This is a genomic window from Salinispira pacifica (assembly GCF_000507245.1).
GTDB classification, from domain to species: domain Bacteria; phylum Spirochaetota; class Spirochaetia; order DSM-27196; family Salinispiraceae; genus Salinispira; species Salinispira pacifica.
In genome coordinates this window covers 3,678,040-3,692,183 of record NC_023035.1, presented here as the reverse complement: position 1 = coordinate 3,692,183, position 14,144 = coordinate 3,678,040, and the positions used below count along the sequence as shown (strand labels likewise).

Sequence of the window (14,144 nt, the reverse complement as noted above, 5' to 3'; positions counted from 1 at the left end):
TTTCATTATCGGAATATTTCAATCGGTGGTTTTTTCTCCAGACTGAATGACTGTGAAAACTGCAATTTCACTGCCTTCCTGGTCTAAAAACATCATCTGTTCGCTTTGCATGCGCCATCCTCTGGTCCTGGTCAAAATATCGGCCAGCAGCTCTTCCATGGACATATCCGGGCAGGCCATGAGAGTTGATGCCGGGGCCGTGAAGGTGAGCTCTCCTCCGGCTGTAAAGGAATACTCCCCAATCAGCGTATTGCATCCGGCTTTGGCGGCGAATCTGTACCCTTCCGGAGCGAAGGATATGAAATACCCGCCCTCTTTTTCTTCCTGAGGGTTCTCCCCGGGAGCTCTGCTTCCCAGTTTCTGAATCTCCCAACGGGTGTTCTGCAGAGAAGGTGAATTTTTCCCAAGCTCATACAGATCGGGAAACTCTGTGGAAATTTCAGAACCGTCCTGATTCAGAAGCTTGAGCCCGGATGGAGTGATAGCCAGCCGCATTGTTCTGGAATTTTCTTCAAAAGTGAGATTCAGCTGAGTTGCCTCGATGCGCTTCCACACTCCTCTTCCGGTGAATGCACTGCTGTTTCTATCCAGATAGGATTCCCTGAGAGTGAAATTTCCGGACTGTGAGAGTTCCAGGATATTGAGAATGCCCGGGCAGTCTGCGCAGGGAAGAATTCCCGAATACCGCCCGGAAATATTTTCCGGTCCGTGCGCCGGCTCTTCAATCCGGGAAGGCAGCGTGCTGCATGAACCGAACAGCAGTGCTGCAAAGACCGGTACTGCTAAAATTTCCGGAAATATTCGGCGTATATCTCTTCTGTACATGTATTGCTCCTTACCTGTTATCAGTGAACCCTGAATACTCTGAAAAGTATACAATGAACATCCGGTTACATGCTAACTCTGCCAGCTGTAATCCGGGAGAATGAGGTGGCCTGGATGACTGCATGGATGTATACTGCATTGTCAGACTGCCGAACACCCGGAAAACCTGAAGATGTAAATATACAGATCAGAATATGGAGGCGAGGATGAAACTCAACATGCAGAAGACCGGCCCCTTTATCCGTCAGACGATTGGAATTGTTGTGGGCAGTCTGATTTTCGGAATAGCCCTATCCTGGTTTTTACTGCCCTACAAAATCGCACCCGGAGGTGTGGGTGGTCTCAGCCAAATATTTTTCCACCTGTTCGGATGGAACGCCGGTTTTGTCATGATGATGATGAACATACCTCTTTGGATTTTGGGTATCTGGCTTGTGGGCAGGCAGTTCGGGCTGGGTACCTTTATCGGTTTTTTCATGAGCAGCGCCATGACAGACCTTGTATCTCCCCGAAAACTGTATGAGATGGGAATTCTCACTGAAATGATTGAGCGTTACAACACTGTGGATGGAGTAATGAAAGCCAGTACAGAGTGGGCAATGACCGATGATATTTTTCTTGCGGCGATTGCAGGATCCATGCTCCTGGGAGTCGGACTGGGACTGATTTTCAAATCCAAAGCCTCCACTGGCGGAACAGATGTCCCGGTAGCGATCATGAAAAAATATATGGGAATTTCGATCGGGAACGGATATCTGATTATCGAGACGCTGATCATTCTGATAATCGGTGTGGTATTTGCCAACCTGAATATCATTATCTGGAGCTACTTCGGTTTGTATCTTTCCGCAAAATTTACCGATATGGTCACCGAGGGGATCTCAAGGGTGAAAACCGCCACCATTATATGTTCGGGTCCGGAGGCTGAAGAACGGATCAAAAACAGGATTTACAACGAACTGGACCGTGGAGTGACGTTTCTCAACGGAAGGGGCAGCTGGTCCGGTGAAGAGAAAAATTTGATTTTCGTGGCGTTCGGCATACAGCAGGCATCAACCTTGAAGGCGATTGCCCACCAGGAAGATCCTGATGTGTTTATGATTATGAATGATGTGCGGGATGTGATCGGATTCGGCTTTAAAAGCCGGGAAATAAACCTTGGAGACTGATGGCCGGGGCGGACAGGGGTGATGCCGGAAGGTTCACAAATACATCACCCCTGTTCGTGCGGAGATCTGAAGAGGAGCCGGTTATGAGTCGGCCGCTATCAGCCGGCTTCCGTCAGTCGGCCGCCGTCTGTCTGCTTCTGTCAGTTGGCTTCCGTCAGTTGGCTTCCGTCAGTTGGCTTCAAGGACCGCGCTGAGGAATTCCGCCGTACGCTCTTCCTTTGGATTGGAAAAGATTTCTTCGGGAGCGCCCTGTTCAACGATGCTTCCGTTATAAAAGAAACATACCCGGTCAGATATCTCCCGGGCAAAACCCATCTGATGGGTAACCATGAGCATGGTGAGATCGTGCTTGACTCTCAGTTTCCGGATAACCTGGGTTACTTCGCCGATCACTTCGGGATCCAGTGCTGATGTAACCTCATCGAAGAGCATCACCTTGGGCCTCATGGCGAGAGCCCGGGCGATAGCAACCCGCTGCTGCTGGCCGCCGGAGAGTCTGGCTGGATACTGATCGATTTTATCGTCCAGACCCACCATTTCCAGCAGTTCCACCGCACGTTCTTCTGCATCTTTTTTGGACAGCCCCAGCACTTGAATTGGAGCCTCAGTACAGTTTTCCAGAGCCGTCATATGGGGAAAGAGATTGAACTGCTGGAATACCATGCCGATATCTTTTCGAACTTCCCGGGTATAGGATTTGTTTGCCCGGACAAGCTGCCCGTCTTTTTCCATGTGGGTGAGCGGTCGGCCGTCAACATAGATGACACCTTCATTTATATGCTCAAGGGTCATGAGCATCCGCAGCACTGTGGTCTTTCCGGATCCCGAGGGGCCGACAATGGTGACCATCTCATTGGCGCGTACATCCAGTTCCAGGGAATCCAGAACGGTAAGATCACCATAGCGTTTGGTTACCTTGTCGAAGCGTACCATAGGCGGGTTTTCACCCTGCAGGGTAAGGGGAAAGTCTTGATTATTCATTACTGTCATCCTTTTGATGTATTTTTTTCATACCCAGTGAGACCCGGATTTTGTCTTCCAGGTTACGGAAGAAGAAAGCCGTAGGGATGGAAATACTCAGGAAGAGAACTCCCACAAGGGTATATGGTTCAAGAAAGCGGTATGTTTCCGCCCCGATGGATGTGGCCGCATGCATCAGCTCGGTGACACCGATCACCGAAAGCATGGGGGTATCCTTGAAAATACCTACCAGGTAATTTCCCATTCCCGGAATGATGGTGGGTATGGCCTGGGGAATAATAATTTTTGAGTAGGTACGGTGAACACTCAGGTCAAGAGCTTTGCAGGCTTCCCATTGTCCTCTAGGAACAGAATTGAGGCCTGCACGGTACACTTCGGACATGTAGCTGGCGTAGTGAAGTCCAATGGCTATCATACCGGCTGTCCACGGGCTGAGCCTGATTCCAAACTGCGGTCCCACGTAGAATACAAAAAATATCTGCAGTACCAGAGGTGTGGATCTGATAAACTCCACAACTTCCCGGACCACAAGAGTGACGCTGCGCACCGGTGTTCTCTGGGCAAGGGCGAATATCAGGCCTACCACAAGTGCAATCAGATACCCGAAACCTGCGGCCATGAGAGTATTCAGGGTGGCTTCCAGAAGTCGGGGCAATATTTCAATGGTGAAATTCCAATTCCAGTCAAACATAATCAGCTCCTGCTGAGTTTTTTCGATAGTTTTCTTTCCAGCCCGCGCATACCCGGGGTAATAAGAAATCGGGCATAAATATAGTAGATTACCAGGGCGGTTCCAAAAGCCTCGGCGGAAAGAAAGGTACTAGCATTAATCTGCTTGGATTCGAACATGAGATCCGGTACAGATATTAATGCAACAAGGGCTGTTGCCTTTAAAAGTTCGATGAGCAGATTGCCCCAGGGAGGAAGCATGTTCCGCAACGCCTGTGGGAGGATGATTCTTCTCATTCTTTGTGCGGGGGAGAGGTTCAGGGCAATAGCCGCCTCATGCTGTCCTTTTGGAACAGACTGAATGCCGCCCCGAACAAGTTCAGCACCATACGCTCCAAGATTCATCCCCAAAGCGATGTATCCGGCAGTCATTTTGCTCAGTGAAATGCCGAACAGCGGGAGTACAAAAAAGATCCAATACAGTTGTACCAGCAAGGATGTCCCGCGGAAAACCTCAATATAGGTGGAACTGAGCCATTTCAGAGGCTTCAACGGGGACATCTTCATGAGAGCTGCTATCAGCGCAATCACAATGGCAAGCAATGCTCCCAGGACGGTCTGTTGAAGCGTCACAACGGCACCGTTGAAAAAACGGGGGCCGTAGGTCTGCATAAATTCAATATACGTTTCCATGAAAATCTTCTTATCTGAAGGGCCGTGCGAAAACAGAAACCCGGCCGGAGCCGGGTTTCTGTACCATTACGGATAAAGCTTAGGGATTGTTCTTATTCGAGGCGCTGAACAACCTCTTCAGTGGTAATATCTCCGGGCAGCTGAGATTCCGTGTATCCGTACTCGGCTACGTTTTCCATCATTTCCGGAGAACCCATGTACTCAGCCAGGGCTTCATTAAAAGCCTGAAGGAATTCCGTATCAGATTTCCGGAAACCGATACCGGCCCAATTAAAGGTCCAGTCGGGATTCTTGCGGGGATCGGTAACTTCCACATCTCCATTGCTTTCTTCTGCAAGATACAGGGAGCTGAAGTAGGTTCCTGCTCCGGCGTATGCCCGCCCTGAGCGCACCGCGGCGAGAATTTCTGAGTTGCCGGGGACGGTGATTACATTTTCATCTGGGATTCCCACGGTTTTTGCATGCTCCACGCTGCTGTACCCTGAACCGGTTACCATGGTAACACCGCTTTCCCGGATATCATCATAGCTTTCAATGCCCTCGGGATTTCCAGCGGGAACGATAAAGCTTTCACCGAAAACACCAATGGGTTCGGAGAAGTTAATGTTCTCTGCACGGCTGGGAAGGATGTACATACCGCCGGTAATAATGTCGAATCTGTTGGCTTTCAATCCGGGGATGAGACCGCCCCATTCGGTAACAACCGGTTCAATATTGGTGTATCCCATGCTCTCCAGAATATCCAGGGTTATCTGGTTTACAAAACCCAGGGGATCCTGATTGTCGCCGGGGTAGGCCCAGGGTACTTCGTTGGCAAATCCGATACGGATGGTTTTTCCGTCCTCTATTCTCTGCATGAGAACATCCTGAGAGCCGCCTTCAGCTTGTGGCCCGGCAAAAACTGCAGCTGAGGAAATTAGCAGAACCAACAGCACTGCAGGCATACGTCTGATCAGTCTTGAGATATCCATGATATCCCTCCTTAAGATGAGATAGAAGTATGCTTCGATTTGATACATAGATATGAAACAGCGCAAAGAAAGATGCGGTTTACACCGGATCTCACCACCGAAAACCCGATGCTTCCGGAAAAAAGGTATTTTCCGAATGTTTGATTTTCGGTACAGCGCAGCCGGAACGACTGAACCGGCTGTAAAAGGCTCGGCAGATTCTTGTGCCGGGCACATATAAGAACCGGATGAATTCCGGTTCAAACAGCTGCAGACACTGCGAGAACATACGCTGTATGAAATCGAAGCATGCCTTATCATCATACGCAATGGAGACAACATTGGCAAGAGAAATGTTCAGTACACTAAATATTTCTATCCTTATGGGTTTGTTTCTTCAGGGTAAAATGAGAAGAAATATCAGATTATGTTATAACTATTCCCAATCTGTCTGCTTGTTCATAGAGTTTTTTGGCATTTGAGAACCAAAAGTATAGCGTGCAGGCCGCTGATGGGGGGGGAGCTGCCGGGATGCCCAGTCTCTGAGTGAGGCTTCAAGGTCAGGGTTTTCACTTAGTGTTCGAATAAAAATCTTTAATCGCGAACCCACTGAGGTCTGGAAGCTTCGTACTGCGGCATCCTTAACATCCGGATGACTGCGGAACTTCTCTGCAATCTGCTCTGGGTTCACGTTTATTCCGTTAATTTGTACCAACCGATCCTTCCTTCCTGACGGTGTAAAATGCCGGGAATCCTGCCATTGAATATGATCCGGGAGGTCATACGTTTCTGATGAGTGATCCCTTTGAATTATGCTCTCGGAGATCCGTTTCCAGTATGGAAAAAGTGTGAACAGGCTTCCGGGAGTGTTGCGATAGGCTACACCGGCGGTTTCGGACGAACCGTATATTTCCAGAAATGCAGCATTGCGATGGTTCAGCCAGTGGGATAGTTCATCATCCAGGGGCGCAGTGGAGGACACTACCAGAACGTCCTCGGGTAAGGAAATAGCCCGGGAGCGCCATTGGGCGATCCAGGTCGGGATGGCAATAATCACATCCCCCTTTCTCAGCTTGCCGGAGATGTCATTGTGCCGTTCCATCGGTACACCGAGTTTTTTGGGAAGAAACAGGGTGAAAATGCTTCCGTAGATGTGGTTGGAAGGAACCATGGAAACAATACGTCCGGGAGTGGTCTGCCGGGTGATCAGTTCGGACAAATGTTCCAATTCAAGTCCAAGGTCTTCGCCCCGGTGCCGGGCGGCTGCAGGTTTTCCCTGGGATCCTGAAGAGAAAAACCTCATTGAGTCATGATACACACCGAGGCTCTTCAGCAGGAGTTCGCTCCACTGTTCAATGGAAGGTCTGGCAAGAAAGAGATCCTCCAGACCTGTCTCCTGAACAAAAAAACTGTCACAGATCATTCCTGTGAGGGTAACCAGTTCAAGTGAGTCCATGAAAAATGGTGCTTCGGAAAAGCGGCGGGTGTGATCTTCTTCCGAAAAATCCGGAGCGCTCCCGCCTCTGAGAGCACTCAGATGATAGGACACAAAATCCCGTATGAAGCGCTGAAGATCATCCTTGGTAAGCTGTGTCAGGGGATTCAAAGGTAAAGATTCTTTCATATGAACTGAATCCGCCGGCCGCGGACCGGCCGGCAGAATATGCTATACCCGTTTTACAAAGATCCAGTAGCCGTCTTTGCTCAGAGCTTCTTTCATATGAACTTTCACCTTGGTGGCTTCCATCTTGTAGTCGAACACGTACTCAAAGAGGGTGTTCAAATTGCCGTTTTTCACACCATCATCAAATACGCCGTGAAATTCAGGCTGGTTGGTGCAGGGCGCTACCTCAGTGAAGAAGTTTTTTCCGATTACATCGTTGGGGTTCCGTCCGGTAATGGCACCTTCGGCTTCGTTGTAAACCAGAATTGTTCCTTTTTCGTCGAGTTTGATTGCGCCGAAGGCAAGGTCGTCTATTTTATCGTCACCCAAATTGGATACAACATTTCCGATGTCATCGCTTCCGAATTTTACAATCTCCATACATTCTCCTCGTAAATATACTTACATAGTGTTTTTTGAGTCTTTATAATGTACTAATGGAAAAATCTCAAAGCAAATGGAATCTCAGCATATCTGTATCCCGGGAATCCGGCGGTTGGGTAAACTGTGAAAACATATACCGGGCCTACCGCAGTCCCGGCATTATATCCCTTGAACCGGAAGTCCTGGAGCTGGCCGGTACATCCCGGGAGATACTGGAACGCTGCATCCACAGAGGCGATCATATTTACGGTGTCACAACCGGATTCGGAGATGACGGCACCAGAGACATACCCGAGAAGTCCCGCCTGGAACTGCAGGAGAAACTTGTGGAATTCCACGGAGCCGGAAGCGGTCCACTGCTCAGTCCGGGGGAGTCCCGGGCTGTGTTCCTCTGCCGAATTGTCAGTCTGGCTCAGGGGGTGTCCGCCGTACGTCCGGAATTTCTTGAATTTATGGTGAAGCTCTTCAATCTGGATGTGATTCCGGTTCTTCCCAGCCGGGGCAGTGTAGGTGCCAGCGGCGACCTCACCCCCCTGAGCTATCTGGCCGCAATGCTCCAGGGTAAACGCCGGGCGTGGTTCGGTGGAGAAATCCGCGACAGCGCATCCGTCCTTCAGGAGCTGGGCATAACTCCGTGGAAACTGGGGCTGAAAGAAGGTCTGGCGGTGATGAACGGCACTGCCATGCTTACCGCATTGGCTGCAATATCTCTGATAGAGGCCCGCAGCAGCGCCCGCTGGTGTGACCGTATATCATCCATGACCGCCCTATCCCTGGGGAGCTCGGAAGAGCCCTTTGATTCCTGGGTACATCAGCTCAAGCATCATCCCGGCAGCATAGCCTCAGCCGAAGAAATACGCGGCAGTTGTGAGCTGGATTCCCGGCCCATATCCCGAATGGAGCGCATGGGTAACATCCAGCCCAGGTACAGCATGCGCTGTGCCCCCCAGACCGCAGGGGTTCTCAGAGATACTGTCGATCTTGCAGAACTCTGGATTGAACGGGAGATTAACTCCGCCAACGACAACCCCCTGTTTGACCCGGAAACCGGACGGGTGTTTCATACGGGGAATTTTTACGGCGGACATATTGCTGCAGCATGTGATTATCTGCGGATTGCCCTGTCCACAAGCGCCCAGCTGGTGGACAGACAAATCCAGCTGCTTCTGGAGGGAAGCGGCAGCCTACGGAAAAACCTGGCTGCAGGGGAGGAAGTGACGGATTTTGGACTGAAGGCTCTGGGCATCAGTACCACCGCACTTTCGGCGGAAATACAGCATTTCGCAGCCCCTGTCTCGGTGCTCAGCCGGCCCACTGAAAGCGGAAACCAGGATGTTGTCTCCATGGGGTCAGTGTCCTCCTTGAAGCTGAGAGAGCAGTTGGACCGGATGTTTCTGATTCTGGCCCATGGGGTGACGGCGGGAGTGCGGGCCGTATCCCAGCGGGATATAAAGCACAGGCTCTCTTCAGAACTGGTGAAAATCCTGGAGCCGGCATTCCAACCGCCGGAGGAAGGTGCTTTGATTGATCTCCAGTTACAGAGTGTTGAAAAGCTGATCCGCCGGCAGGACGGTATTCAGGAATGATCGATGTATTCAGGCATGTGAAATTTGAAGATCTGGGAAGTTTTGCCGCTGTTCTGGAGCGGCTTCAGATTGATTTCAGGTATATTGATGTTCCTGTTCTGAAAGACACGGATTGGTCAGCCCTGGATCCCCTTTCCCGGCGGCCGTTGATTGTCCTGGGCGGTCCTATGAGCGTACATGACCAGACAGAGTATCCCTGGCTGGTCAGTGAAACAGAATTTCTCGGCAGGCGGATAGCAGAAGGATTGCCGACCCTGGGCATCTGTCTGGGAGCACAGTTAATTGCAAAAGCGGCCGGAGCCCGGGTGTATCCCGGCGATGTGCCGGAAATCGGCTGGGCTGGGGTGACCTTCACCGGGCAGGCCGCAGCCTACGGACTTTCGGTTCCCGGTGCCGGGAATTCCGCGGATGTCCTGCATTGGCATGGCGAGACCTTCGATCTTCCGGACGGAGGAGTGCTGCTGGCCTTTAACGAGCGGTATTCGCATCAGGCATTTGCATTGACTCCGAAAATTCTGGGACTGCAGTTTCACCTGGAAGCGGATTATCCGGACCTGGAACACTGGTTCTCAGGGCATGCCCTGGAAATTTCCCTTACACCGGGTGTGGATGCAGCATTGCTGAGGGATGAGTCCCGGGAGAAATGCCCTGCTTTAAAGGCGTGGTCCACGGCATTTTTCACACACTGGCTGGATCAATGCGGTCTGCTGTGAAGTATCGGCCCGCCCTCAGCAATACCCGGTAAAAATGCAATTGAGTGGATACTATCCGCCCCCGGATTCGGACCAGAGCTGTTCATAATGCAGACCGGTAATATCTCTGAGAATTTGCCGGGTTTGTTGCTCGGCGTCGGCTTTCCTGCCTCCGTGTTTCAACCGTTTAATTTCCTTCAGCAGGACACGGTGATTTTGAGGGTTTATGCTGAACTTCAGAGAGATCAGGAATCCGAAGATCAATAGAACTGCGGGTGCGCTCATGAGCATCCACCTGATTCCGGAAACAGTTTCATTGCTTTGGATCACATCCAGCCCCTGAGAAGCCGGAATGTACCCGATGGCGTCCAACCCGAGTCCCACAAGGAAGAGAGCCAGAGCCTGAGCTGTTTTCCTGATAAAGGTCATAACCCCCGCATAGGTTCCTTCACGGCGTCTGCGGGTAATCATTTCATCCGCATCGGTGACGAAGGCAAGCATATTATAGGGAACCATCGCACCTCCGCTGAGTCCTATCCCGATAAGAACGGCGGGGATGATCAGAATGGGGATGGGTGTTGCCGGGCGCACCAATCCCAGGATCAAAAAGCCGGCGGCCCAGATAACGATGTGACGCCGGTATGTAGGAGCGTTTCCGATCCGGCTGCAGCTCCGTGCAACAAAATAGAGCGTGAGGATCTGGGTGCCGATTACAATTCCCAGGAGAACCTGGTACAGGGGCTCCCGGTCCAGATAATCCTTCAGGTAAAAAAGAAACAACGCATTGAATATATCCATGGTGAGATAGGCAGCCAGGTACATGCTGATATGGATCCGCAGGGAACGGTTCCTCATGGTAGTTGCGAATTCCGAGAGAATGCTGACCAGAGCTGTGCGGAATCCTCGAACGGGCGGTTCAGAACTGTGGTCCCGCTCATAAGTACCGAAAAATACGAAAATCCATGGAATTGCATAGAGACCTCCGAATATCAGGCCCATAAACATATAGCCCTCTGTTTCTGTGGGAAACAATTCCACCAGGGTCTTCGCCGCAACCGCTCCCAGCAATACTCCCAGCTGGGAGAACACCATTCTCACTGCAATCATCCGGGAACGTTTCGCGTATGTTTTGCTCATCTCCGCAGGAAGTGAATTATAGGGGATGAGCATCATGGTAAAAACCGAATTAAAAAACAGATACGCTGCCAGATAGTAGAAAAATCCGGCTGCCGGGGTTCCGGGGACGGAAATCCAGAGCAGGGAGAATGAGAGGAATACCGGCAACACTCCGATGAGAAAAAAGACCCTTCGCCTTCCCCAGCGGCTTCGGGTGTTATCCGATAGAAATCCCATTGCAGGGTCGCTTACTGCATCCCAGATTTTTCCGATGAGAATGATCACGCCGGCAAGTGAAGGCTTCATACCCACCACATCTGTGAGAAACACCAGGAACAGCGCCCCGATAATAAAAAATGAGCCTCCACCGTAAATATCTCCGCTGCCGTAGGCAAGCATGTGTTTGAGTGCCGGTTCCTTTTTGGTGATCTCGCTCATAGATACTCCACATATTCATGCTTTTCCTGTGCAGTGTTCCGGTCCGGATGTTGTGCGGGGCGCAGGCAGCTGTATTCACCCCGGATCCGCAGCAGGCGGTGTTCCTCCACCCTGCCCAGTTCCCGCAGCTGTTCCAATGCCCGGCGGATTGACAGAGCCGTACTATTGCCGAAACGGTAGTGAAAGAAATGAGGGTTCTCCCTGAGATAGTCAAGAATCTCACTTGCAGCCCGGGAGAGATCATGCCCCCTGTGAGAGTCTTTTAGATTCATCAAAGGGGTCACATTCCGTTTCAGATTCACAGCGAAGGTTTTCAGCAGAACCGGTGTGAAAAGCAGCCGTGCAAGGGCTTCTCTGTGAGGTATTGCGTCGCTGAGATCCTCTTCCGAGCCCTCTCTGAAAATTTGGAGCCGCCAGCGCTCCTGTTCCGGTGCTGCCAGCGCCTCCCGGTGCTGGAGCGGTATTCCTTCTATGATTTTGGTCATGATTGTTTCGGCATGTTCCTGCATGCTGAAGCGCCGACCCCGGGGATGGGCTGCAGGGGGAGCGGGGATGACATTACCAAAGGTGATGCTCAGCGCCGGTCTGCGGAAATGTCTCAGGGCTTCGGATATGTTCTGCAGACCGCCGAAGCTCACCGGAAGCACCGGTGCACCGGAGTTCATTGCGATCCAGGATACCCCTTTCTGTGCTTTGCTTTTGTGAGACTGCCAGATGCCGCCTTCCGGGAAGATTCCCAGAAATCCGTCCTGCTTCAGGACCGCCAGAGCCTTTTCCATGGCCGCGCGGTCCACATTTCCACGGTTTACCGGTATGAAACTGTATAAACGGGTGAACACTCTGAATTTCGGTTCCATGGGTACATCTCCCGCACCCATCAATTCCAGCTGCTTCGGTCCGTAGGCAATCATAAGCAGCACCTCAATGAAACCGCTGTGGTTGCCTGCAACAATCAATGGTCCCTGAAGATCTGTGTTCCCGTCACCGCTGATATCCAGTCGGAAAACCAGAGGGAGCAATGTCCGGAGAAGCAGCCTGCTGAATTTTCTCCGGAAGCGGTAACGCGGATAATCCACGGCAAACGGCTTCCTGCCCTTGGGGGGCTGGTGTTTTCCCCGGGTTTTCCGGCGGGAGCGGTAATGTGCTCTGATCAAACTGTTGGCGAGTCTCCGCATGCTGAAGTTCCATAAAAACATGGATCCCACGGCAATGGACTTGATTACCACATAATGAAGTTCGGGCCAGCGGTTTCCGCCCATGAGGATCAACGTATGAATACCCATTCCTGCTATGGCTATGGAGATAAACAGGGATATCTCCAGCTTGAAATACTCATCCGGTACCGGAGGAAATATCCAGATTTTACTGCTGAAATAGCTGATGCTCAGACCGAGAACCATTCCCATGCTTCCAGCTGCGATCAGCGGGAGACCGAGAAATTCCATTGATATAAACAGTACCCCGTAATCCCCAGCCCCTGCGACCAGGGATGTGATCAGGGCACGGGTGAGTTGTACACGTTTAGAGTGATTGGTGCCGAAAAAGATTTTTTTACTTCTCATAACCGGAAGATGGTAACGTGAAAAGCAGATTTTTGCATTATCAACCTGGAAACTAATGCAGCGATTTTTCCTGCCGTCTCATGAAGCGAAAAACTGCATTCTTCGCCGTATTATGTCTTCTGTCTTGAGGGGGTGAAAGCTGTTTTTCTGATTGATATCATTGCCGTCTCCGCTTTTCAGAAAGGATTGAAAGCCCGGATGATTGAACCAGTACCATGACCCCCAGTTTTCAAAACTCCATTCCGGAGTGAAGGGCTGAATCTCATAGTCAATGTATACCAAACGGTTCAGTTCCTTCTGATACACAAAATTGGCAGGAAAATAATCGATGTTCCAGCCTTTGGATTCTACGGTTTGGGCAATATTCCGGGCCATTTCAATCAGCGGGGCGTCCAGATGTCCCCTTGCCAACAGCTCCATAACAGTAGGTCCGGGTACGAACTCTTTCATGAGAATTGGAGGGGATTGGGTCCAGCTCAGCAGTTCAGGTACGGGGACCTCGAATTTTCGCAGTTTTTCGTAGCTGCCGAGTTCCAGGGAGAGGGCGTCTTTCAGGGAAATGTAATTTTCCTCCCTGGAGACAAAGCGTTTTATCACTATGTGTCTCTGTCCGTCTGAATACAGTGAGGACTCTGCGCTTTTTCCCCGCCAGAGTTCCTGTGTTCGCTGCCAATCTCTATTATCATACTGAAGCAGATCACCGTGATTCTGAAAAGTAAAATGGCGGTTATTCATGTGCTTACTTCCTTACAACTGTTCTGTGAGCTCATCCATGATGAGGTACACCCCGGGGCAGACGGCGGCGTTTTTTCTCAGCTCCCCCAGCTTGGAACGGATTTGGCGTCCATGTGTATGAGGGTAGTCGGCACATGCCCTGGGCCTCTGGGAATACACCGAGCAGAAATTATCCTCTCCGAGAAACGGACAGGGCATATTCTGAAACACCCAATCGCCGTCTTCGTCTTTCGTTAAATATGTATTGATAAATGCGGCCTGGCTGAGATTACAGGTTTTTGCCAGCCGTTGTATATCCCGCTGTATCAGCCTGGGGCCCAAAGTTCTGCAGCAGTTACCGCATTCCAGACAGTCAATGCTTTGAAAAACCCGGTTATCACTGCTGCTGATCAGTATTTCCGCTTCCCCCGAGCGCATTTTCTGAAGCTGTTTGAGGGTTTTTCTGAATTCCTTGTCTCTGGCTCCGGCTTTGGAGGGGAGATTTTTCAATACATCGTCCGGTTTCATAGCATGATTTATACCATATCCGTCTATTTGTGAAAAACTGCCGCTCTGAAACTTGACATGAGGCCATTGGGAAAATATAAAAGAATATAAAGAGATATAAAGGAATATAATAGAATATAGCGGTAATGAAACGATAGAAAGCAACCACGACAGAAGTTTCTTTAAGGAAGAACG

The 14,144-nt window shown here is 50.7% G+C and carries 14 protein-coding genes; 3 read left to right on the top strand and 11 right to left on the bottom strand.

What is annotated here, in order from left to right; genetic code table 11:
• Positions 1-18: 18 nt before the first annotated feature.
• A complete protein-coding gene (locus tag L21SP2_RS16100) occupies positions 19-825 on the bottom strand; it encodes a copper resistance protein NlpE N-terminal domain-containing protein (protein ID WP_024269650.1) in 807 nt (268 codons plus the stop codon).
• Positions 826-1,031: 206 nt separating this feature from the next.
• Between L21SP2_RS16100 and L21SP2_RS16095 the strand changes: the two genes are divergently transcribed.
• Positions 1,032-1,994 carry a YitT family protein gene (locus L21SP2_RS16095; protein ID WP_024269649.1) on the top strand — a complete coding sequence of 321 codons (963 nt, stop codon included), beginning with the start codon at positions 1,032-1,034 and terminating at the stop codon, positions 1,992-1,994.
• A gap of 168 nt (positions 1,995-2,162) precedes the next feature.
• On the opposite strand, the gene ehuA is transcribed toward L21SP2_RS16095, so the two are convergent.
• From ehuA to pyp, 6 genes are all read right to left on the bottom strand, one after another.
• Entirely contained in the window at positions 2,163-2,975 is an 813-nt protein-coding gene (ehuA, locus tag L21SP2_RS16090) for an ectoine/hydroxyectoine ABC transporter ATP-binding protein EhuA (RefSeq protein WP_024269648.1), read from the bottom strand.
• Complete coding sequence (gene ehuD, locus L21SP2_RS16085) at positions 2,968-3,666, bottom strand: ectoine/hydroxyectoine ABC transporter permease subunit EhuD (protein ID WP_024269647.1); 699 nt, start codon at positions 3,664-3,666, stop codon at positions 2,968-2,970. Before ehuD ends, ehuA begins: the two co-directional genes overlap by 8 nt.
• Before the next feature lie 2 nt (positions 3,667-3,668).
• Entirely contained in the window at positions 3,669-4,337 is a 669-nt protein-coding gene (gene ehuC / locus L21SP2_RS16080; protein WP_024269646.1) for an ectoine/hydroxyectoine ABC transporter permease subunit EhuC, read from the bottom strand.
• 92 nt (positions 4,338-4,429) lie between these two features.
• Positions 4,430-5,308, bottom strand: a complete 879-nt coding sequence (locus tag L21SP2_RS16075) for a transporter substrate-binding domain-containing protein (protein WP_024269645.1) — start codon at positions 5,306-5,308, stop codon at positions 4,430-4,432.
• A gap of 415 nt (positions 5,309-5,723) precedes the next feature.
• Positions 5,724-6,911, bottom strand: coding sequence for an AMP-binding enzyme (locus L21SP2_RS16070; protein WP_024269643.1), 1,188 nt, complete (start codon positions 6,909-6,911; stop codon positions 5,724-5,726).
• A 42-nt stretch (positions 6,912-6,953) separates the two neighbouring features.
• The gene (gene pyp, locus L21SP2_RS16065; protein WP_024269642.1) at positions 6,954-7,331 is read right to left on the bottom strand and encodes a photoactive yellow protein; all 378 of its coding nucleotides are present in this window, start codon (positions 7,329-7,331) and stop codon (positions 6,954-6,956) included.
• A 56-nt stretch (positions 7,332-7,387) separates the two neighbouring features.
• Between pyp and L21SP2_RS16060 the strand changes: the two genes are divergently transcribed.
• Both L21SP2_RS16060 and L21SP2_RS16055 read left to right on the top strand, forming a co-directional pair.
• Positions 7,388-8,920, top strand: coding sequence for an HAL/PAL/TAL family ammonia-lyase (locus L21SP2_RS16060; protein WP_024269641.1), 1,533 nt, complete (start codon positions 7,388-7,390; stop codon positions 8,918-8,920).
• A complete protein-coding gene (locus tag L21SP2_RS16055) occupies positions 8,917-9,633 on the top strand; it encodes a glutamine amidotransferase-related protein (RefSeq protein ID WP_024269640.1) in 717 nt (238 codons plus the stop codon). Before L21SP2_RS16060 ends, L21SP2_RS16055 begins: the two co-directional genes overlap by 4 nt.
• Positions 9,634-9,684: 51 nt before the next feature.
• Here L21SP2_RS16055 and L21SP2_RS16050 read toward each other — a convergent pair whose 3' ends face one another.
• The 4 genes from L21SP2_RS16050 to L21SP2_RS16035 form a co-directional block, all read right to left on the bottom strand.
• Entirely contained in the window at positions 9,685-11,166 is a 1,482-nt protein-coding gene (locus L21SP2_RS16050; protein ID WP_024269639.1) for an MFS transporter, read from the bottom strand.
• Positions 11,163-12,728 carry a 1-acyl-sn-glycerol-3-phosphate acyltransferase gene (locus L21SP2_RS17725; protein ID WP_024269638.1) on the bottom strand — a complete coding sequence of 522 codons (1,566 nt, stop codon included), beginning with the start codon at positions 12,726-12,728 and terminating at the stop codon, positions 11,163-11,165. The genes L21SP2_RS16050 and L21SP2_RS17725 overlap by 4 nt, the downstream gene beginning before the upstream one ends.
• Before the next feature lie 78 nt (positions 12,729-12,806).
• A complete protein-coding gene (locus L21SP2_RS17720) occupies positions 12,807-13,463 on the bottom strand; it encodes a hypothetical protein (protein ID WP_024269637.1) in 657 nt (218 codons plus the stop codon).
• A 12-nt stretch (positions 13,464-13,475) separates the two neighbouring features.
• Positions 13,476-13,970: a YkgJ family cysteine cluster protein gene (locus L21SP2_RS16035; RefSeq protein WP_024269636.1), complete on the bottom strand. Its 495-nt coding sequence runs from the start codon at positions 13,968-13,970 to the stop codon at positions 13,476-13,478.
• Positions 13,971-14,144: the final 174 nt, after the last annotated feature.